At 39.3% G+C, this 19,807-nt stretch carries 20 protein-coding genes; 15 read left to right on the top strand and 5 right to left on the bottom strand.

Annotated features, from left to right (window positions below; all coding sequences use genetic code 11):
- Positions 1-148: 148 nt before the first annotated feature.
- Positions 149-685 (bottom strand): hypothetical protein, encoded by a 537-nt coding sequence (locus tag L4C37_RS15430; protein WP_137374275.1) that lies wholly within the window; start codon positions 683-685, stop codon positions 149-151.
- A gap of 117 nt (positions 686-802) precedes the next feature.
- Entirely contained in the window at positions 803-1,180 is a 378-nt protein-coding gene (locus L4C37_RS15425) for a YgiW/YdeI family stress tolerance OB fold protein (RefSeq protein ID WP_273297264.1), read from the bottom strand.
- A 174-nt stretch (positions 1,181-1,354) separates the two neighbouring features.
- Between L4C37_RS15425 and L4C37_RS15420 the strand changes: the two genes are divergently transcribed.
- From L4C37_RS15420 to modC, 4 genes are read left to right on the top strand one after another with little or no spacing between them, the layout of a single operon-like run.
- Positions 1,355-2,827: a cobyric acid synthase gene (locus L4C37_RS15420; RefSeq protein WP_429769100.1), complete on the top strand. Its 1,473-nt coding sequence runs from the start codon at positions 1,355-1,357 to the stop codon at positions 2,825-2,827.
- Positions 2,828-2,830: 3 nt separating this feature from the next.
- The gene (gene modA, locus L4C37_RS15415; protein ID WP_429769099.1) at positions 2,831-3,604 is read left to right on the top strand and encodes a molybdate ABC transporter substrate-binding protein; all 774 of its coding nucleotides are present in this window, start codon (positions 2,831-2,833) and stop codon (positions 3,602-3,604) included.
- Positions 3,601-4,299 (top strand): molybdate ABC transporter permease subunit, encoded by a 699-nt coding sequence (gene modB / locus L4C37_RS15410; protein ID WP_273296979.1) that lies wholly within the window; start codon positions 3,601-3,603, stop codon positions 4,297-4,299. The genes modA and modB overlap by 4 nt, the downstream gene beginning before the upstream one ends.
- The gene (modC, locus tag L4C37_RS15405) at positions 4,296-5,402 is read left to right on the top strand and encodes a molybdenum ABC transporter ATP-binding protein ModC (RefSeq protein ID WP_429769098.1); all 1,107 of its coding nucleotides are present in this window, start codon (positions 4,296-4,298) and stop codon (positions 5,400-5,402) included. The genes modB and modC overlap by 4 nt, the downstream gene beginning before the upstream one ends.
- Positions 5,403-5,561: 159 nt before the next feature.
- Here modC and L4C37_RS15400 read toward each other — a convergent pair whose 3' ends face one another.
- Positions 5,562-5,999 (bottom strand): DUF3069 domain-containing protein, encoded by a 438-nt coding sequence (locus L4C37_RS15400; RefSeq protein ID WP_137374269.1) that lies wholly within the window; start codon positions 5,997-5,999, stop codon positions 5,562-5,564.
- Between the two features lie 131 nt (positions 6,000-6,130).
- On the opposite strand from L4C37_RS15400, the gene L4C37_RS15395 reads away from it, so the two are divergent.
- Entirely contained in the window at positions 6,131-7,090 is a 960-nt protein-coding gene (locus L4C37_RS15395) for a GGDEF domain-containing response regulator (RefSeq protein WP_429769097.1), read from the top strand.
- Between the two features lie 15 nt (positions 7,091-7,105).
- Here the strand turns inward: L4C37_RS15395 and L4C37_RS15390 are convergent, their stop codons facing one another.
- Positions 7,106-8,350 (bottom strand): GGDEF domain-containing protein, encoded by a 1,245-nt coding sequence (locus tag L4C37_RS15390; RefSeq protein ID WP_429769096.1) that lies wholly within the window; start codon positions 8,348-8,350, stop codon positions 7,106-7,108.
- A 243-nt stretch (positions 8,351-8,593) separates the two neighbouring features.
- On the opposite strand from L4C37_RS15390, the gene L4C37_RS15385 reads away from it, so the two are divergent.
- From L4C37_RS15385 to L4C37_RS15340, 10 genes are all read left to right on the top strand, one after another.
- A complete protein-coding gene (locus tag L4C37_RS15385) occupies positions 8,594-8,959 on the top strand; it encodes a late competence development ComFB family protein (RefSeq protein WP_137374267.1) in 366 nt (121 codons plus the stop codon).
- Positions 8,960-8,983: 24 nt separating this feature from the next.
- Entirely contained in the window at positions 8,984-9,265 is a 282-nt protein-coding gene (locus L4C37_RS15380) for an HlyU family transcriptional regulator (RefSeq protein ID WP_137374266.1), read from the top strand.
- A 301-nt stretch (positions 9,266-9,566) separates the two neighbouring features.
- Positions 9,567-11,120: a Re/Si-specific NAD(P)(+) transhydrogenase subunit alpha gene (locus tag L4C37_RS15375; RefSeq protein WP_372265878.1), complete on the top strand. Its 1,554-nt coding sequence runs from the start codon at positions 9,567-9,569 to the stop codon at positions 11,118-11,120.
- 13 nt (positions 11,121-11,133) lie between these two features.
- Positions 11,134-12,513, top strand: a complete 1,380-nt coding sequence (pntB, locus tag L4C37_RS15370) for a Re/Si-specific NAD(P)(+) transhydrogenase subunit beta (RefSeq protein ID WP_273297162.1) — start codon at positions 11,134-11,136, stop codon at positions 12,511-12,513.
- Positions 12,514-12,718: 205 nt separating this feature from the next.
- Complete coding sequence (gene vxrA / locus L4C37_RS15365) at positions 12,719-14,140, top strand: sensor histidine kinase VxrA (RefSeq protein ID WP_137374375.1); 1,422 nt, start codon at positions 12,719-12,721, stop codon at positions 14,138-14,140.
- Positions 14,115-14,774, top strand: a complete 660-nt coding sequence (vxrB, locus tag L4C37_RS15360; protein ID WP_137374263.1) for a response regulator transcription factor VxrB — start codon at positions 14,115-14,117, stop codon at positions 14,772-14,774. Before vxrA ends, vxrB begins: the two co-directional genes overlap by 26 nt.
- Entirely contained in the window at positions 14,774-15,661 is an 888-nt protein-coding gene (locus L4C37_RS15355; RefSeq protein ID WP_429769095.1) for a DUF2861 family protein, read from the top strand. The genes vxrB and L4C37_RS15355 overlap by 1 nt, the downstream gene beginning before the upstream one ends.
- Before the next feature lie 51 nt (positions 15,662-15,712).
- Positions 15,713-16,861 (top strand): conjugal transfer protein TraF, encoded by a 1,149-nt coding sequence (locus tag L4C37_RS15350; RefSeq protein ID WP_429769094.1) that lies wholly within the window; start codon positions 15,713-15,715, stop codon positions 16,859-16,861.
- Between the two features lie 41 nt (positions 16,862-16,902).
- Positions 16,903-17,052, top strand: coding sequence for a YoaH family protein (locus L4C37_RS15345; protein WP_137374260.1), 150 nt, complete (start codon positions 16,903-16,905; stop codon positions 17,050-17,052).
- Between the two features lie 749 nt (positions 17,053-17,801).
- Positions 17,802-18,596, top strand: coding sequence for a substrate-binding periplasmic protein (locus tag L4C37_RS15340; protein ID WP_137374259.1), 795 nt, complete (start codon positions 17,802-17,804; stop codon positions 18,594-18,596).
- Positions 18,597-18,909: 313 nt separating this feature from the next.
- On the opposite strand, the gene L4C37_RS15335 is transcribed toward L4C37_RS15340, so the two are convergent.
- Positions 18,910-19,644 carry a hypothetical protein gene (locus L4C37_RS15335; RefSeq protein WP_429769093.1) on the bottom strand — a complete coding sequence of 245 codons (735 nt, stop codon included), beginning with the start codon at positions 19,642-19,644 and terminating at the stop codon, positions 18,910-18,912.
- Between the last annotated feature and the right edge of the window lie 163 nt (positions 19,645-19,807).

Here is a 19,807-nt window from a genome sequence, read left to right as displayed (position 1 = left end):
CATATTAATCAGCAAGGTTTTTTGCGAGATTACCAGTACGCTATACGCTGGTAAAGCTATTTATGAAACCTTGCTAATAATATGAGTACCTTATGCAATCGAGAGCTAAGCTCTTTAGTGCATTTTCATGTAAGCCTAAGAGTTGATACTAAAACCCAAACTTAGCTGACATTAAGATTTGGTGACCATATGTTCCGTTGTTACGAAAGTCGAGACCAAGTGAAAGTTGGTCTGTTGAATGGAATCGACCGCCAAAACCAACTACTGAGTTTGTGCCATCGTTATCTATCAATTGACCTAGTCGAGCATTAACTTCTACACCAGCCATTAACCAAGCCCTAACACCTAGGTTAATCTCTGTTTTGAAAGCATCGTCTTTACTACTGTCTGAGTCATACTTGATGTTATGAAGCAGCATTTGTCCATAAACATCAGCAAACTGACCGGCAGGACCATTAAACCCTATACCACCCGCAAGATCCCAATCTCCATCAAACCCACTATCAAAACGACCTATAAAATGCGTATTTTCAGTAAAGTAAGTGGTAAATTCACCGCCAAATGTACTTGGGCTAGCCCCCATGCGAACTTCAAAGGCGTTGTAGTTAAAATTATTTGCCGAGACCGAAAATGAACTCAATACAGCTAATCCAATTAGCAACTGTTTGTTAGTTATGCCAAACATGGGAACTCCAAAAAATATAATTGTTTGCATTATAATACAAAAAGGTCTGCAAAATGCAGACCATATTTTAAAGAGTACAAATAAATAGATGAATTCAATCAGTAATTCATACTCCCACTAAAGAACTTGGATATGATCTACTTCAATCTCAGGTGTCTTACCACCTTCGTATTCACCAAATATTCTAATACTTGTATCTGCTGTTAACGGTTGAAGCAATTGAATGTCATCATCCAGTTCAATTTGTATTTCACTGCTTCCGTCAGAAAATACGAAAGTGTCTTTATTAATTTGGCGAACTATCTTCCCGTCAACAACCGCATCTTTTTCGGTGAACATACCGGTATCAGCCAGTAATGAATCAATAGATATAGCTTCTACAGGACCTGTATAGGTAACATTATTTGAATCATTACGGTCATGCTCAACACCTGCGAAAGCAAGAGTAGGCGCAAGAATGATAGTTGAAGCGATAGCAATAATTGTCTTTTTCATAATAAATCCTATTTTGTTTGTTCGTTTAATGAAACGTTTTGTTTCGATGGAGCTATTAAACAACACTCAGATTGAATCTAGAGTGAGTAAGACATTCATTTTCCATTCATTTTATTGAGCAACTACATGATATGGCGGTAAGATAGAGGTTCAGTTTGTAAGGAATTCAGATCAATGCTCACACCTCTCGACGCCCTTATGGTTCAAGGGACAACATCAGATGCCGGAAAAAGTGTTCTAGTGGCAGGCTTATGCCGCGTTTTAGCAAGGAGAGGGATAAAAGTCGCCCCTTTCAAACCACAAAACATGGCACTAAATAGTGCTGTAACATCAGATGGTGGTGAAATAGGTCGAGCACAAGCGGTTCAAGCACAAGCGTGTAATGTCGAGCCAACCGTTCATATGAACCCTGTCTTGTTAAAGCCAAACTCAGACACTGGGGCACAAGTGATTCTACAAGGCAAAGCCTTAAGTAATATGGAAGCAACGGGTTACCATGATTACAAAAAGGTAGCCATGAATACCGTAATGGATTCATTCAAACGTTTAACTGATGATTTTGAAAGTGTGATGATTGAAGGAGCCGGCAGCCCAGCTGAAATTAACCTTCGAGAAAATGACATCGCCAATATGGGATTTGCTGAAGAGGCAGATGTACCTGTAATCATAGTTGCGGATATTGACAGAGGTGGTGTATTTGCACATTTGTATGGCACATTAGAGCTCTTATCTGAGTCTGAACAAAATAGAGTGAAAGGCTTTGTTATTAATCGCTTTAGAGGTGATATAGCACTTCTTCAGTCAGGTTTAGATTGGCTAGAAGATAAGACCGGAAAACCTGTTATTGGTGTACTTCCCTATCTGCATGGATTTAATTTGGAAGCTGAGGATGCTATTACTTCTGAGCAAGTATCTGGAAGCCATATAAAATTAAATGTGGTTGTTCCCGTGTTAACACGCATCAGTAACCATACTGACTTTGATACTTTACGCCTTAACCCTGACATTAATCTTCGTTATGTGGGCAAGGGTGAACCTTTAAACAATGCCGATTTAATTATAATTCCTGGAACTAAGTCAGTGAGAGCTGATCTTGAATATCTTAAAAGCCAAGGTTGGGACAAAGATATACAAAGACATATTCGCTTAGGTGGAAAAGTGATAGGCATCTGTGGAGGATATCAAATACTTGGGAATATGATTGATGATCCAGATGGTGTTGAAGGGTCGCCGGGGAGTAGTTCAGGCTTAGGTTATTTAGACATTGATACCGTATTAACACAACAAAAAATATTAACAAAAAGTTCGGGTACTTTTACGTTAAATGGTAATACGCAAACAGTCGATGGCTATGAAATTCATGTAGGATTAACGCAGGTTAAAACGGAGTCTCCGGTAATGCTCAATTCAGGCACACCTGACGGAGCGGTTAGCCAATGCAACCAGATCTTTGGTACTTATTTGCATGGTCTCTTTGATAGCAGTGAAGCACTCAATTTAATTTGCGAGTGGGCTGGTGCAATAGATATTGCTGAAATAGACCATCAAGAATTAAAAGAGATAGGGATCAATCGAATTGCCGATGCGATCGAAAAATATATGGATTTATCCTTATTGTGGCCTGAACTAAACTTCGAAAGGAAATAGACGATGAAAACGTTTTGCGTCTTTCTGTTTAGCTTGCTGTTGTCCACGACAGCGTTCGCAGGTGAAAAGCTTAGAATTTACGCCGCGTCATCAATGACAAATGCAACGAATGCTTTAATAGAAGGTTTTCAGAAGAAGCATCCGGTAGACATTACTCCGGTTTACGCCAGTACTTCATCTTTAGTTCGCCAAATTGAAAGAGGGGCGCCTGCTGATATTTTTATCTCTGCAAATGAAGCATGGATGGATTATTTAATCGATAGCAGTATCGTATTGAGTGACGGCGTCACAAGTCTGTGTGAGAACGAACTAGTACTAATCGCCCCCAATGATTCTTCACTTGATCCGCAAATAAACTTGAACCAGTCATTTGATATCCAGTCGAAAGATGAGTGGAAAAAAAATCTTCTTGGAGAGCGCCTTGCCATAGGTAATGTTAAGTCAGTGCCTGCTGGTATCTATGCAAAAGAAGCATTAGAGTCTTTAAAGGTGTGGAGTGACGTTGAAAGGCATCTTGCTCCAACAAATAATGTACGGATGGCACTCGCACTAGTTGAAAGGGGTGAAGCGGCAATGGGAGTTGTATATAAAACGGATGCGATTTTATCTGATCAAGTACAAATCATAGCTACCTTCAGCCAGGATTCTCACTCGGCAATCCGTTACCCTGTAGCAAAGATATCCAATTCGAAGATGGCTAAAAACTTTTATGCCTACCTCAATAGTTCTGAAGCAATCAGTATCTTAAATAGTTTTGGTTTTAAAACGCTTAAATGATGTATTTATCTGAATATGAATATCAGGCATTACTCTTGAGCTTAAAGGTCGCTGGTTTTGCGATTCTTTGGCTTATTCCCATTGGAATATCACTTGCTTGGTTAATGGCTAAAAAGCAATTTATTGGTAAGAGCTTGTTAGAAAGCTTAATTCATTTACCGCTTGTTTTACCTCCAGTCGTCATTGGTTATTTATTATTGATCGTAATGGGAAGGAAAGGTGTTGTTGGAGAGTGGCTCTATGATGTTTTCGGCATTGTCTTTAGTTTCAGTTGGAAAGGAGCCGTCCTCGCTTGTATTGTCGTTGCTTTGCCGTTGATGGTGCGCTCTATTCGGCTTAGTCTGGAAACCGTGGACAGCAAATTAGAAGAGGCAGCTGCAACACTTGGAGCTTCACCTTTAAAGGTCTTTTTTACCATAACACTCCCACTGATGCTTCCTGGAATAATCACAGGCACTATGTTGTCATTTGCTAGAAGCTTAGGTGAATTTGGCGCGACAATTAGTTTTGTTTCAAATATTCCAGGAGAGACACAAACTATACCTCTTGCAATGTATACCTTTATTGAGACTCCAGGATCAGAGTTGGAAGCCGCACGACTATGCGTGATTTCGATAGTCATAGCATTGAGCTCATTATTGCTTTCAGAATGGCTAACTCGTAAGTCAGCAAAAAGACTTGGAGGAGCATCATGAGCTTTATCACTTTAAGATATCAACAAATTCTAGGTGAAACTGAGTTTGATATTGATATTGAACTACCAAGCTCGGGGATTACCGCAATATTTGGCCGTTCTGGTGCAGGTAAAACCTCTTTAATCAATGTTATTAGCGGTCTTAAGAACCCAGATTCTGGTTTAATTGATATTGCAGGGCATCGGGTTTTTGATAGTGAAAAATCGATTAATTTGCCTATCCACAAACGCAATGTAGGGTATGTTTTTCAAGAGTCTCGCCTTTTTCCACATATGAAAGTGGAGGCAAATCTTAAATACGGCATAAAGACTGTTGATACGGAACATTTTGATCAAATAGTCAATTTACTTGCACTCGAAGATATTCTAGGTAGGTATCCAATGCGTCTTTCTGGAGGGGAGAAGCAACGTGTCGCCATTGGACGTGCACTTTTATCTAAACCAAATATCTTGTTAATGGATGAACCTTTAGCTTCGTTAGATTTGCCCAGAAAAAGAGAAGTCATGCCGTTTCTAGAGAACCTTGCAGAAACAGTAAATATTCCAATTTTGTATGTGACCCATAGTTTGAATGAAATCCTTCGATTGTCTAATCACCTTGTCATTATTGAACAAGGTAAAGTGGTATCTTCAGGTGCAACTGAGACGGTTTGGTCTTCTAGAACGATGAGCCCATGGCAATCATTTTCTGAACAAAGTTCCTTATTCGAAGGAACCGTTATTGAGCATAATTCAGAGTATGGATTATCCAAGCTTAAGTTGTCTGAATCGACGTCATTATGGGTTCAACAGGTCGACAATGTGCGCGGCACTTCAGTAAGGTTACAAGTCAGAGCAAATGATGTTTCTATCACGCTTGATAAGCCCTCTAACACCTCTATACGAAATATCTTACCCGCAGTGATACGTAAAGTAGAAACTCAGCAGAAAGGCGCTCATAAACAAAGTGTGTCAGTTGAATTAGAGCTTGATGAAGGCTGTTACCTTTGGGCAACAATCACACTATGGGCTTTGGATGAGCTTAACCTCACCATTGGGCAACGCGTCTACGCTCAAGTTAAAGGTGTGAGTGTAACTCAAAGAGATATAGCCGTTACCCATTAGAGTAAAAGAGGTTTCGAATTATTTTTGTTGTCTAGCGGTGAATATTAGCATTAACAAAAAAGCCGTTGAATGCGATATTTAACGGCTTTGGTTTGTCAGAATTAATTGTTAACTCTTAACAGAAATGGAAACGAAAGTAGAGGGGTATAAGCCAATCTATTACTTCGTGAACACTTCCTTAAAATCAGTTTTCAAGATTGGGTCACGACGAGCTTTTTTGATTTGTTTAACCATATCTTTCACACAGTTGTGTAAAACTTGATCAAGCAACTGCGCGCGGTACTCTTCTTTTTCTTCATCTGTCATGCCTTCAGGTAACTTAAGAGTAGGGAACTCTTCCATTACGTTTACGCCGGCAAAAGACTGGCTAACAGTAATTAGCGCATGAAACTGTTCAAAGTTATCAAGAACATTTTGTGCACTTGCTGGAAGTGTGTCCCATGCTTCACGTACTGCTTCTTCAGACACTTCGTGAATAGAAGTAACCATGTGGTGCATCTCTTTTGGTACTTCATCAAATTCGATAACTTGGCGAAGTTCAGGTGAGATAGTGGTTAAATCAACTTCTTGTTGTTCGTTGTTTGTAGCGTCTGACATAGTATTTCTCTTCAAAAAGAAACAATGCTAAAAAAATCTGTAAAAAAGTCAATCAAATATAGTAATTAGTGCATGAATTAGAGTGGTTTTTCATATACTTTGGAGTATTCGGTAACCTGCAGGGGATAAGAATGACAGGTAAAGGTTCTTCTATGCGCATTTTATTAGTGGATGATGTTCAGTTGGATAGAATGCAGCTGGCTATTCGACTCAAACAATTAGGGCACGATGTTGAAGCTGTTTCCAGCGGTAAGGAAGCATTATCTTTGTATTCCCAATTCGATCCAGAGCTAGTTTTACTTGATATCAGCATGCCCGAGATGGATGGCTTTGAAGTTGCGAACCAAATACGTAAAACATTCCCTGAGTGGGTCCCTATAATCTTTTTGAGTGGTCACGAAGAACCAGAAATGATCGCACAAGCAATAGATGCTGGTGGTGATGATTACCTTATAAAGCCAGTTAACAAAGTTGTATTGAACTCTAAACTTATTGCAATGCAGCGAATTGCACATATGAGAAGAGAACTGAAACAGACAAGCGCAAAGCTTGAAGAATTGAACACACTTCTTCAATTACAGGCGAATGAAGATGGTTTAACCAAAATTTATAACCGCCGTTTTATGGATACAAAACTTGAAGAAGTATTGGCATTACATGGAAGACGTAAAGCCTCAATGACTTTAATTTTACTTGATGTGGATTTCTTTAAACCTTACAACGATAATTATGGGCACATTCAAGGCGATAAGTGCTTACAAAACTTAGCGACCACGTTAAATAAACTATTTGAACGAGCTGGCGAGTATGTGGGTCGATATGGAGGTGAGGAGTTTGTCGTCATCATCAGCGACAGCGATATTCAGTGTGCATCAAAGCATGCTTTTCGGATTCAAAATGAAATTCATAATATGAATGACAAGCACGATCATTCAAGTGTTTCAGATAGAATCACGTTGTCACAAGGCGTTATTTCTTTTGAACCCAAAGGTTCGGAATCATTAAATGAGGTCTATGAAGCCGCCGATAAAGCTTTGTACCAAGCGAAGCAAAACGGTCGTAATACCTATGTTTGCGGATCATTTAAATAGAGCTACTATTTTTAATTAGGCGTGGTGGCTAACAAGGCGGTTTCTGCCTGCCTTTTTCGCTCCATACAAGGCATTATCTGCGAGTTTTATTACTTCTTCTGGTTGACGCGTTGTGCTGCTGTCTGCCACACCAATACTTACGGTAACATTCACAACTTTAGATGTTGGAGCAACTTTTCCACGTTTTTTTATTCCAGTTTCGTCATTTTCGGGTCTTGACTGACTATTACGAATCGTCATGTCGTAGCTTTCAATATCATGAATTAAGTCTTCAAGGTGTTCTTTGACTTGATGAGCCTGTTTGCCTTTGAAAATTATAGTAAATTCCTCACCGCCATATCGATAAGCCTTAGCGCCTCCAGACGTTAATTTTAAGCGGCTAGCGACTAATTTCAGAACATCATCACCAGTGTCATGACCATAGGTATCATTGAATGACTTAAAGTGGTCAATATCAACCATAGCCATCGTATATTTCCGTCCTAAATGCTTCATGTCGGCTTCTAGCGCATGCCTTCCCGGAATATCAGTCAATTGGTCATTAAACGCCAATGCGTGGCTTGCAGACATCACATAAACAATAATGAGTATCCCTGAAAGCGAGAACATCGTGCTTGATATGTACTGGATGTGAAAGAAAACAAATGTAGTTGAAGCTAGCAGAATTGAGCTGTAAACGACAACGTCAATAGGACGATTATGAAGTAATACCAAAATGGAGGTTAAGCCAGATAAACCTAAGCCATATAGGACTAAAATCAAAGGAAGTTTGGAGATAGTAGGGACAGTAAATAACACACCTTCACTCCAAGTCTCAAAGCCACCGTCATTGAAGTGATTAAGGATAAGCTGAGACCAAATAATGAAAAGCAATAAGATGCTGACATATAGAGCAATGCTTTTAGAATCTACGCCTGTATCTGGAAAGGCGTACACCAACAAACAAGCCACTGGAAGTAATGTCACCAGGAGGGACAGTTCAAGAAGAGTCGTTCCGCTGTGTAAAGGGGTCTGCAAACGGTATTGTATAATGCTATAGGCTGTAAGCATTGCCAAAGACACCATTGCCATTCTACCTTGCTTAAAGGTGTGACAAAGGAGCCCTGCCACAATTAAGAGGATATAGGGTAGATTACTTGCAATACCTAAATTAGAGTTGGTGACTAATATGACATTATTCATGCCAATTAATAGAACGCCCAACAGTAACAAAGGAAAGAAAAATCGAAATATGCTCGATGTTACAAATGAAGATGTCATTTAAGTAATGTGCCTAGCTAAACTGATAATCTTATAATTAGAATTTACTTGTAGGATACGGCTTAAAAATAAATTGCCAAGCTTTTTACCTAGATTCTAGATAAAAACACAAACTACTAGATAAAAATATGATAGATGATTGGCAATAGTTCAACCTTATTCATATTACTTTCTATTTGCTATTGCACATTAATGAGACTAAATAGTATATAAGAGTTAAGTAGTTACTTATGGAGAAGCAGGATGCAGATTAGTGTCGATGTACATAACTATATGGAAACACTGGTAGGTCACGTACTCGCTAAAGACGAATATATTGAAAAGTATGATAACGAACAGCTCGCTGATTTGGCCTGTTTAGCCTTAGGTCAGCTTCGACCAATTTACATTCGTTTCGACATAGACTTTCTTTCGGCTTTAGCTGAAGAAAAACTCGTTCAATACAAAAGCAACAGTGAAATTGCAGTTAAAAATGCAGAGGCGATGATTCAACAAGATCGACGCAAAAATAGAGAAGACGATATTCCTGTCATATTTGCACATCAAAGCTTTGATGATGATGTTGAGCTTGAGTGGTTTGAGAAGCCGCTGCTTAAAGGTAAAAAATAGTTTATACAAGATAAGGAGCAATACGTGGGGTTATTTTCTAGGTTGTTTGGTGGCAAAGAAAAAGTAGTAAAAGAAGTCAGCATTGAGCCTGTTGAATATAAAGGATTTCACATTTATCAAGATCCTATTGCTGAAGCCGGGCAATACCGAGTTGCCGGGCGAATAGAAAAAGAAATTGATGGAGAGATAAAATCACATCGCTTCATTCGATCTGATGTTGTTTCAAACAAAGATGATGCAAATGAATTAATGCTTAAGAAAGCGCAAATGTTTGTTGATCAAATGGGTGAAGGCATTTTTAGTTAACCAATTAGGGTTAGACTTGATGCTAGTCATAATTTTAAGAGCTTTCAGTGTATATGCTGAAAGCTCTTTTTAGTTTGGGAAGGCAAACTCAACTAGCTGTTTGTTATTAAAGGGAAAAGCCTTAGGTGGTTTGACCTCTTGCTTTATTTCTCTATTAATTTTCAGTCAACCCAAGTGATTTATAAGCATACAAAACTGTTATATGTAATAACATTTTCGATTCTTGTTACAAAAAACTTGAAGTATTAGTTGCCGTTAGATACAAACGAATAATCATTGTGCCAATAGTAAAGGAATCGCTATGCAAATTGGTGTACCAAAAGAGATACTCGCGGGTGAAACCCGAGTCGCGGCTTCACCGAAATCAGTGGAGCAACTACTTAAGTTAGGGTTTGAAGTTTGTGTAGAATCGCAAGCCGGAGCGCTAGCGAGTTTTGATAATGCAGCTTACGAAAAAGCTGGTGCTTCAATCGTAACGACTGAAGAAGCTTGGAATTCAGAATTAATCTTAAAGGTTAATGCTCCAATCGTTGACGAACCAGCAGAAATTAATGAAATTGCTCTGATCAAAGAAGGCGCTAGTTTAGTTAGCTTTATTTGGCCAGCACAAAACCCAGAGTTAATGGAACAGCTATCCAGCAAAAAAATTAACGTAATGGCTATGGATTCGGTTCCTAGAATCTCACGAGCTCAAGCTCTTGATGCATTAAGCTCTATGGCAAATATTGCTGGCTATCGCTCAGTTGTTGAAGCTGCTCATGAGTTTGGTCGTTTCTTCACTGGACAAATTACCGCCGCCGGTAAAGTTCCACCTGCAAAAGTTCTGGTTGCTGGCGCTGGTGTGGCTGGTCTAGCTGCAATTGGTGCTGCAGGCAGTTTAGGCGCAATTGTTCGCTCTTTCGACGTTCGCCCAGAAGTAAAAGAACAAGTTGAATCGATGGGCGCTGAATTCTTGGAAGTCGATTACCAAGAAGATACTAGTGCTGGTGATGGCTATGCAAAAGAAATGTCAGAAGCATTCAATAAGAAAGCAGAAGAACTCTATGCCGCACAAGCAAAAGACGTCGATATTATTATCACAACGGCACTTATCCCGGGTCGCCCAGCTCCAAAGTTAATTACCAAAGAAATGGTTGATAGCATGGCTGCTGGTAGTGTGATTGTCGATCTCGCGGCAGCAAACGGTGGTAACTGTGAATACACAGTCGCAGACCAAGTTATTACAACTGCTAATGGTGTAAAAGTCGTTGGTTATACCGATATGGTCGGTCGATTACCAACTCAATCATCTCAGTTATACGCAACCAACTTGGTTAACTTGCTCAAGTTACTTTGTAAAGAAAAAGACGGCACGATTGATATTAACTTCGATGATGTTGTTTTACGAGGTGTCACAGTTGTTAAAGATGGTGAAATCACTTGGCCAGCTCCACCAATTCAAGTTTCAGCACAACCTCAACAAGAAAAGCCTAAAGCAGCTAAACCAGAACCTAAAGTAGAAGAGCCTACTTCTCCGGTTAAGAAATTCGTTGGCTTAGGCGTTGCTGTTGGTGCTTTCGCTTGGGTAGCTTCAGTAGCTCCTGCAGCATTCTTATCTCACTTTACTGTTTTTGTTTTAGCTTGTGTTGTTGGTTACTACGTTGTTTGGAATGTGTCTCACTCATTACATACACCATTAATGTCTGTAACAAACGCAATTTCAGGCATTATCGTCGTAGGCGCATTGCTACAAATAGGGCAAGGAAGTGGCGTTGTAACGTTTTTATCTTTTATTGCTGTTCTTATTGCAAGTATCAATATATTTGGTGGTTTTACCGTGACCAAACGTATGCTTGAAATGTTCCGTAAAGACTAGTAAGGAGTCACCAATGTCTGAAGGATTAGTACAAGCGGCATATATTATTGCTGCTGTCTTCTTTATTATGAGCTTAGCGGGTTTATCTAAGCAGGAATCGGCTCGTGCTGGTAACTACTACGGTATTACTGGTATGGCTATCGCTTTACTTGCCACAATTTTCGGTCCTGATTCTCAGGGTGTCGTTTGGATTATCATTGCTATGGTAATTGGTGGTGGTATTGGTATTCATTACGCCAAGAAAGTTGAAATGACCGAAATGCCTGAGCTTGTTGCAATCTTGCACAGCTTCGTTGGTATGGCTGCAGTTCTTGTCGGTTATAACAGCTACATTGATGCACCGGTAGCAGCAACTCATGCTGAGCATGTTATTCACTTAGTTGAAGTATTCTTGGGCGTGTTTATTGGCGCGGTTACCTTCACAGGTTCAATTGTTGCGTTTGGTAAATTACGTGGTGTTATTTCATCATCAGCATTGAATATCCCTCATAAGCATAAATGGAATCTAGCTGCATTAGTTTCTTCTGCATTGCTTCTAAGCATGTTCGTAAATGCAGACGGCAGCATGTTCGCTATGATTGTGATGACCCTTATTGCCTTCGCATTTGGTTATCACTTAGTTGCTTCAATTGGTGGTGCAGATATGCCAGTTGTTGTTTCGATGCTTAACTCTTATTCAGGTTGGGCTGCGGCTGCGGCTGGTTTCATGCTTGCAAATGACTTATTGATTGTTACTGGTGCCCTAGTTGGTTCATCAGGTGCAATTCTTTCTTACATTATGTGTAAAGCAATGAACCGTTCTTTCATCAGTGTTATTGCGGGTGGTTTTGGTCAAGAGGTTTCTGTTTCTGCAGAAGTTGAAGATCAAGGCGAGCACCGTGAAACGTCTGCTGAAGAAGTAGCAGACATGCTTAAAAATTCTAAATCAGTCATCATCACCCCAGGGTATGGTATGGCAGTGGCTCAAGCGCAATACCCAGTACATGAAATTACTGAGAAGCTTAGAGCTCAAGGCATTAACGTTCGATTTGGTATTCACCCAGTTGCTGGTAGGTTACCCGGTCACATGAATGTATTACTTGCTGAAGCAAAAGTACCATACGACATTGTATTAGAAATGGATGAACTGAATGATGATTTCGGCGAAACCGACACTGTACTTGTAATTGGTGCGAATGACACAGTTAACCCTGCAGCTCTAGAGGATCCAAATAGCCCAATTGCTGGCATGCCAGTTCTTGAAGTTTGGAATGCTCAAAATGTTGTCGTGTTCAAGCGTTCGATGAATACGGGCTATGCTGGTGTCCAAAACCCGTTGTTCTTCAAAGAAAACACTCAAATGCTATTTGGTGATGCTAAAGAAAGCGTTGATGCAATTTCTAAGGCTCTTTAATTACAACTCAAGAGTTAAGTTATAATTAGAGTCATTAGCGATTAAAAAGCCAGCGAATTGCTGGCTTTTTTGTGTTTATAAACCATAACCGTGGTAGCTAGAGGGTTAACAATTTATCTTTATCGTGTTCTGTTATATATTTGATTTAATAGAATGAAATTACGTATCGCTTGTGACTATAAAATCAATCTTATCCTTCATTGCCATGACTTTCTTGATTTCTGCAAATTCATTTGCGGATTCACTACCTGAGCGCATAGATAATTTCACCAAGTTATTTGATCACCAAGCTGCTATCGATTCATACGATATACGTATTCTACAATCGGACTACCCGAACAAGCTCATTACACCTTCATCAATGCTCCCTCAAACCGCTAAATATCCGCTTAAAGATATTCAAAGGCTTTATCAGTTATCAAAGACCTGCAGCGGAAAACTACCTTTAAGCCCTCTGATTACAGAACCACTCGTTTTTACTCGAGCATTGTGTAAAGGAACAAAACTATCTGTACGCTGGTTCAGCAGAAGCGGGTTAATACATCCTGGTGGCGGTTCATACGCAGCAAGGTATGTAGAAAAGTACCCGGAAAAATTTGAATCTCTAAAGCAATTCATGCATATACAAGAGCGAAAAAGCACAGATAACGACGAATTGTTAAGCCGCTTAAAAAATATGGACAGTGATGCTATTACAGCATTGATCGCAGGCGCTAGCATGTTTGTGGAGTTAGATGAAATTTGGCTTAAGCGTGGAGATCAGTACTATCTATATGACGCTAGCGTTTGGAAAGACAATGCTAAGCTATCTGGACTTGCTTTCAGTCTACATGCAGAAGGTCAAAGCTGTTTTGTCCAAAGAGGAAACATATGCTGGGAAATAGAAGATCACTCTGAACTTTTACAGCTATCAATGCTAGTTCTTGTGGTTGCCAACATTTTACTTGTTATCGGTTGGGCTCTTTACCGCTGGAATAGTAAGAAACAAGAACTTAAAAGTAGAATGCTGGTACTTCAAATTTTGACTCACGAGCTTCGTACTCCTATTGCAAGTTTGTCACTTACCGTTGAGGGGTTCCGTAGAGAGTTCGAACATTTACCTGAGTCTGTATACGATGAATTTCGGCGTCTGTGTGAAGACACAAGACGTCTTCGTCAACTTGCTGAAGCGAGTAAGGATTATCTGCAATCGGATAATCAACCACTGGCAACTGAATGGTTACCTAGCGTACATGAATGGCTTGAGTATAAATTAGATGAAGAGTTTTCAGCTGACATCACTCTGCAAATTAATGCTGATATTGCAGCTAAAGTAAATATATACTGGCTAGGAACATGTATCGATAATTTAATTCGCAATGCCGTTAAGTACGGTATTGCACCAATCACCGTCGATGTAACAACTTCTAACAAAAGTCTGACATTTAGAGTGATAGATAATGGAGACTTGACCCGGAAAGATTGGGAACAGTTAAAGAAGCCGTTTGTGAGTAAAAGCGGACTTGGCTTAGGGCTAACTATAGTTGAATCTATGGTTGGCAAGATGGGAGGGAAAATGACATTAATTGGCCCACCAACGACATTTATTTTGGAGATACCTTGTGAAACAGACACTGCTACTCGTTGAAGACGATAAAAACTTGGCTGATGGTTTATTAGTCAGTTTAGAGCAAGCTGGATATGAATGTTTGCATGCTGAAGCCATTTCTGAAGTTGAAGGATACTGGGAGCAAGCTGATCTTGTCATTTTGGATAGACAACTTCCTGATGGAGACTCTGTCGACCACTTGCTTGGTTGGAAAAAGATAAAAGATGTCCCAGTGATTCTTTTAACAGCATTAGTGACTGTCAAAGATAAAGTGGCTGGTCTGGATTCAGGAGCAAATGATTATTTAACGAAACCATTTGCTGAAGCAGAATTGTTTGCAAGAATAAGAGCACAGCTAAGATCCCCTGATTCTGAAGAGCAAGACTCCACAAAAGTGTTTGCTCAAAATTTAGTGATAGATAAAGCTACTCGTGAAGTCTTCTTTAATGAACAAGCAATTACTTTAACGAGAACTGAGTTTGATTTACTTCTGTTCTTAGCTAGTAACCTCGGTAGAGTATTTACAAGAGATGAATTGCTTGACCATGTTTGGGGATATAATCACTTCCCAACGACAAGAACAGTAGATACACACGTTTTACAATTAAGACAAAAATTACCAGGGTTAGAGATTGAAACTTTGCGTGGTGTTGGCTACAAGATGAAAATCTAATGAGAATTCCAGCTCTATCAATTATCTTACTTACTAGCTTGTGCAATTCTGCGCAAGCTTCGGATTGGTTTGATAATAATGATACGCTTACTCAAGTGCACAAGCATCTATTGGATGACGATCTTCCAGGGATGTTTGAGTCACTTGTTGAAGTTTGGCAAAACAATCCTAAACAAGTGAAAGAAGATCATCTAAATGAACTTTTCACTCAAGCGCTAGACCGAGATTGTGGAAAAAGCCTTTCTAAACCTGTATTACCAAGCTGGATAGGCTCACTTGCCGTTAAACGGCTTGCAATTCAAAGCCCTGGTAGAGACAGTTTCCGTTTGGTCGTTGACGCGGAAGTTGAAAGCATTATTGAAAACATCGAGCTAAGTAAATGGGTTGATAAACCCATTTCAAGTGACAGTTTATTCTATAAACAAAGTTCTAAAGAATCTTCGCCAGCAAACCATAGCTATAGAAAACGATACAACTTAAATTCACCCCTGGATTCAGGGTTATACCGGCTAACCGTAACCTCCCAAAATAAGAAAACTTGGAGCTCTTGGATAATCCTTGGAGAAGTGAGGTTGAAACAACAGGTTCGTTGGGCATCTAAAGACACATGGCTAATTGACAAAAAAGAATTACTAAACCCTTACTGCCCATTACCACGCTTAGATGTTGGCCTCTTCGATTATATCAATGGTCAATATGAAGAAGTTTGGGGGAAAAGCTACGAATCTGATTACCCAACAACATTAGAGGGCGGAAACATTTCTAATGACAGATATGTTTTGGCTGTCTCAATGGTTCATTCCCGTTGGCAAGGTGATATTGCTATTGAACAAACTCAAACTATTAGTAAAACATTCGATATTTCTGGTAGTGAAGAGTTAAAGTAATTTAAAATTATGCCGTTAACAATGTTAGGGATATAACAAAGAATTATCAGCATGAATAAAACAATAAAACTACTCGCAGCATCTATTTCATTAGCTAGCCTCCCGCTAAGCGCCGCCAATTATGCTATCGAAGCAAGAGGAGATGCAATGGGGGGCGTTGGTGTTGTTTCTGCTAATTTTTTAACCGCTCCTTTCTATAATCCCGCACTAACTGCAATTTATCGTCGAAATGATGATGTAGGTATGATTACGCCTAGTTTTGGTATTTCTTATAATGACCCTGACTCACTGGTTGATGATATCGACTCTGTGTTAGGGGCGTCTTCTCCTACCGATATTACAAGCGCCTTAAATGACTTGAATGGAGATAAGTTAAAACTAGAAATTGGTGGTGTTGTTGCTTTTGCGATCCCTAATCAATTTATTGCCGCTAATGCATTTGGCAAAGCGTACACTGAGTCATTTGTCACTCCCGAAGTGTATACCGCTTCCGGAACGGCTTTAACCAATGCAGAACTTACAGCAATAAAAGCGGTATCTATCGGGGTCACAGAGGTAGGTATCTCACTTGCTAAGTATCAAACTTTTATGGGGCAACACATTTCATTTGGTATATCTCCAAAGCTTCAAAGGATTTATACATATAACTATATTGCATCTGTAAATGACTACGACTTATCAGATGTAAGAGAAAACGACTCAGCTGATACACAATTTAATATGGACGCTGGTGCTTTGTGGTTCTTTGGACCATTCAGAGTCGGTTTTGCAGCGACTAACTTGGTTAGCCGTGATATAGATACTAAATATGTAGAAAAAACACTCACTGCAACAGACACAACGACGACAACAGTGACCGCGCAACACTCATACAGCATGGGACCGGTTTATACCGTAGGTGCTGGGATTGTTTCAGATTACTTCACAATAAGTGTGGATTATGATTTAAATGAAGCAGAGAAATTTAGCTCTTTTGATGATAATGAGCAAATGATACGCATTGGTACTGAAATCGACTTAATGCGCCAACTTAAACTAAGAGGTGGTTACTACCAAAACTTAGCATACTCAGATTCTGAAGGTACGATTACAGCAGGTGTGGGAATATCTCCACTGAACTTATTCCAATTAGATATTAGCGCTAATTACACTAATGAAAATGCAATGGGTGCTTCTATCAATTTCCTTGCTAGTTACTAACTCTCCTTATATAGTTCGGCTTCTCTTATTTGGAGCCGAACATGCTAAACGACTTACCAACACTTTCTCACGCAGAACAACAAGCAGCAGTTGAAAAAATTCAGGAGTTAATGACTCAAGGGATCAGCACTGCTCAAGCAATTAAAATCGTTGCAGAAGAAATCAGAAAAGAAATGAACGAAAAAGAGTAGGGGAGCTGTTTAGCAAATTATTGCTCTAACTGGTTACCGAACACTAGTTCCGTGAAATTTCAATACTAAAGCCGACAAGTTCATCTTGTCGGCTTTTTTTATAAACATACATCTCAGAATATCCATCGACGTCGATGTCACACCAAGATACCTACATTCCTAGAGCCGCCGAAAGCTAGTGCACTATAAGTTGATAAAAACAGATTTAGCATAAAATACTAATGTAACTATCACATGTTAAAGAACCCAATCCACCCATAATAATCAAAAGAATCAGCCTGGAAACAATGATTTAGTGCAGAATAATATACCGCTCAGGGTGTAACCCTCAGCGCGTGTGTAATAAAATTACAAGAAGATCGGTAACCCCGACATGGAGTCAAATAAATTGACACTTAATTTTATGTCGAAAGTTCTGTGATTTTTTAGATGGAAAGATTGATAGGAGCTCTTGTTTTGAGTGAGAATCTTTCTCTTCTCATGGCTTGAATTGGCAAAAGTAATTAAGTGTTTAGATTAGTCACCCCGTAACTTTCTATGTTGGTAATACTCTAAAATAGATATGGGGAGCGTTTAAATGGAGATGTTTTATATAGACTTATAGAGCATGTACTTCATTTCTATAGATCTAAATTGAACAGAAGGGTTTACACATTTCTAATGTGTGATTTATTTCCTTATATTATTGCGGTCACCGCGTTAGACAGCCAGTTTTTATTCTACTAGTTTATAAGTAACATAAACTTTAAATGGAAGTTGGTATGCGTCGTTTTCTTTGTTTTCCTCGTCCATTATTTATTGTAATCGTTTTGAATTATCTACTATCCCTGCCTGTTCTATCAGACGATTTGCAAAACCTTTCATTTTTCACTGAAAATTATCCGCCTGCTAACTTTGAAGATAACGGTAAAATTTCAGGTTACGCGGTAGAAATATTAGTAGCAGCTGGTGAAGCTGTTGGTGAGGAGATTGACGTTTCAAAAATCTCTATCTTACCTTGGCCTCGTTCATATCGAAATTCGCTTAACCTCGATGATGCAGTTTTGTTTTCAACGACACGTACTGAACACCGTGAAAATCTATTTCACTGGGTTGGACCTATAACTAAAATAAAAGTTGTCATTCTTGCTAGAAAGCACGACAAGATTCTTATCAACGATCCTATGGACATAAGTAAATACAAAATTGGAGTGATACGTGACGATATTGGTGAGCAATCATTGTTACAAATTGGTATCCCAAGTTTTTCTATGCAGGAAGCCACTTCAGTTACAACCCTCGCAGAGCAGCTTGTGAAAGGTCGTATCGACTTACTCGCATACGATGAGAAAGCAGCGTATTGGTGGGCAACACAAGCTGGAATAGAGTCAGATGTTTTTGAACCAGTATACGTCTTAACTGAAGGCAAATTGTATTACGCGTTTAACAAGAACATAGACCTAGAAATAGTAGAAAAATTTCAAAAAGGTCTCGATATAATCAAGTCTCAAAAGAATGCTCAAGGCATTAGTCTTGACCAAGAGATCATTAATAAGTACCGTTAATCGGAATAGCAACAAGTCCTAGTACTTTGATTTCTCATTTAATTTCTTAGCCAGTATCTTGTTGTTAAACCATACTTTAGTGCGTATTATCTATCTTATGTTAAATAACAAGCGTGGTCAGGGGCTTGATTTCCATATCCTCTCCGTTTTGCTCGTGTTCATTTCTCAATCCTCGTTCTCCCACATTAAAATGTCCTGCGCAATTTGGACTTATTGGTGCGCAAAAAAGCGCTAGCGATAATGCCTAATTACAGCAAATCAACTAGCGCCAGACTCAATTCATTTTGTCTTACAGGATTAGGACCCAATCAGATTAATTACCAATCATTTCGTAATAGCCATCCAAGATGCTTGCAGGCTCTCCGTAAGGCAACCAATATAAAACATCAATGTAAGGGAAGTAACTGTATCCTGTCAAAACATCCACCACGAACATCTTCGCAAGAAAAACTTGGAATGGGATGATTGCAATGTTCACGAAAGTGTCATCAAAGTCAGATTTGAACTCATGCCCTGCGTATTTTTCGCAGATCTTAAAAATTGGTGCAAGCAAGTAAAGAAATACAACAAATGATGCAAGCGCTGCTCCAAGCACGAATTCTACATTCATGCCTAAGTTAGCATATAGATACACACCAAACAGGTATGCGTTAATAAAGCTAGGGCAGATAAGCATGTGGCATGGAACGTTAGCCCATCTTGCAGGCCATGCGGCAAAGATATTAAGCGGGTTAGAGCCTCTCATTGCATTATCATGCCAAGATACGATAATAACGCAAATTAAGAACAGGCTGTAATACACAGTTTCATTCGAACCAACAATGGTCTGCATGACTCCCTCGGCACAGAACCAAGCCAAAATCTGCATGATAAAGCTATACCATCCCGTGATTTTAAAGTATCTATTTCGGTACTTAAGTTGTTTTCGGTAGGCATCCCCTGCTTTCTTTCTTTCTTCTTTCATTGGTTTTATCTGTTCTTCGACTCTTTTGTAGAGTTCTTTATTTATGCCCTTGCTATCTCTTTCAATTTTATTGTCGGTTGTCATAATACCCTAGCCTGACTGAAACATATGTATCTTTACCACCCTCGTTCTTCCTTGTAATCGAACGCTTAGGTTTAAGTTCAATATTAAACATAATACCATCCAAAGACACTAGACATACAGTGTCATATCAATATGTTAGGTAAAAAGTTAGTCATTGGGTAAA

Source organism: Vibrio kagoshimensis, assembly GCF_050337535.1.
GTDB lineage: Bacteria > Pseudomonadota > Gammaproteobacteria > Enterobacterales > Vibrionaceae > Vibrio > Vibrio gallaecicus.
This window is presented reverse-complemented; position numbering and strand designations above follow the sequence as displayed.

Excerpts from the sequence above, each read along its gene's own strand:
- L4C37_RS15425 (WP_273297264.1), bottom strand. The coding sequence starts at position 1,180 with ATGAAAAAGACAATTATTGCTATCGCTTCAACTATCATTCTTGCGCCT.
- pntB (WP_273297162.1), top strand. The coding sequence starts at position 11,134 with ATGTCTGAAGGATTAGTACAAGCGGCATATATTATTGCTGCTGTCTTC.
- L4C37_RS15355 (WP_429769095.1), top strand. The coding sequence starts at position 14,774 with ATGAGAATTCCAGCTCTATCAATTATCTTACTTACTAGCTTGTGCAAT.
- L4C37_RS15400 (WP_137374269.1), bottom strand. The coding sequence starts at position 5,999 with ATGTCAGACGCTACAAACAACGAACAACAAGAAGTTGATTTAACCACT.
- modC (WP_429769098.1), top strand. The coding sequence starts at position 4,296 with ATGAGCTTTATCACTTTAAGATATCAACAAATTCTAGGTGAAACTGAG.
- L4C37_RS15375 (WP_372265878.1), top strand. The coding sequence starts at position 9,567 with ATGCAAATTGGTGTACCAAAAGAGATACTCGCGGGTGAAACCCGAGTC.
- L4C37_RS15385 (WP_137374267.1), top strand. The coding sequence starts at position 8,594 with ATGCAGATTAGTGTCGATGTACATAACTATATGGAAACACTGGTAGGT.
- L4C37_RS15350 (WP_429769094.1), top strand. The coding sequence starts at position 15,713 with ATGAATAAAACAATAAAACTACTCGCAGCATCTATTTCATTAGCTAGC.
- L4C37_RS15430 (WP_137374275.1), bottom strand. The coding sequence starts at position 685 with ATGTTTGGCATAACTAACAAACAGTTGCTAATTGGATTAGCTGTATTG.
- L4C37_RS15395 (WP_429769097.1), top strand. The coding sequence starts at position 6,131 with ATGACAGGTAAAGGTTCTTCTATGCGCATTTTATTAGTGGATGATGTT.
- L4C37_RS15345 (WP_137374260.1), top strand. The coding sequence starts at position 16,903 with ATGCTAAACGACTTACCAACACTTTCTCACGCAGAACAACAAGCAGCA.
- L4C37_RS15335 (WP_429769093.1), bottom strand. The coding sequence starts at position 19,644 with ATGACAACCGACAATAAAATTGAAAGAGATAGCAAGGGCATAAATAAA.
- L4C37_RS15420 (WP_429769100.1), top strand. The coding sequence starts at position 1,355 with ATGCTCACACCTCTCGACGCCCTTATGGTTCAAGGGACAACATCAGAT.
- modB (WP_273296979.1), top strand. The coding sequence starts at position 3,601 with ATGATGTATTTATCTGAATATGAATATCAGGCATTACTCTTGAGCTTA.
- modA (WP_429769099.1), top strand. The coding sequence starts at position 2,831 with ATGAAAACGTTTTGCGTCTTTCTGTTTAGCTTGCTGTTGTCCACGACA.
- L4C37_RS15340 (WP_137374259.1), top strand. The coding sequence starts at position 17,802 with ATGGAAGTTGGTATGCGTCGTTTTCTTTGTTTTCCTCGTCCATTATTT.
- L4C37_RS15390 (WP_429769096.1), bottom strand. The coding sequence starts at position 8,350 with ATGACATCTTCATTTGTAACATCGAGCATATTTCGATTTTTCTTTCCT.
- vxrA (WP_137374375.1), top strand. The coding sequence starts at position 12,719 with ATGACTTTCTTGATTTCTGCAAATTCATTTGCGGATTCACTACCTGAG.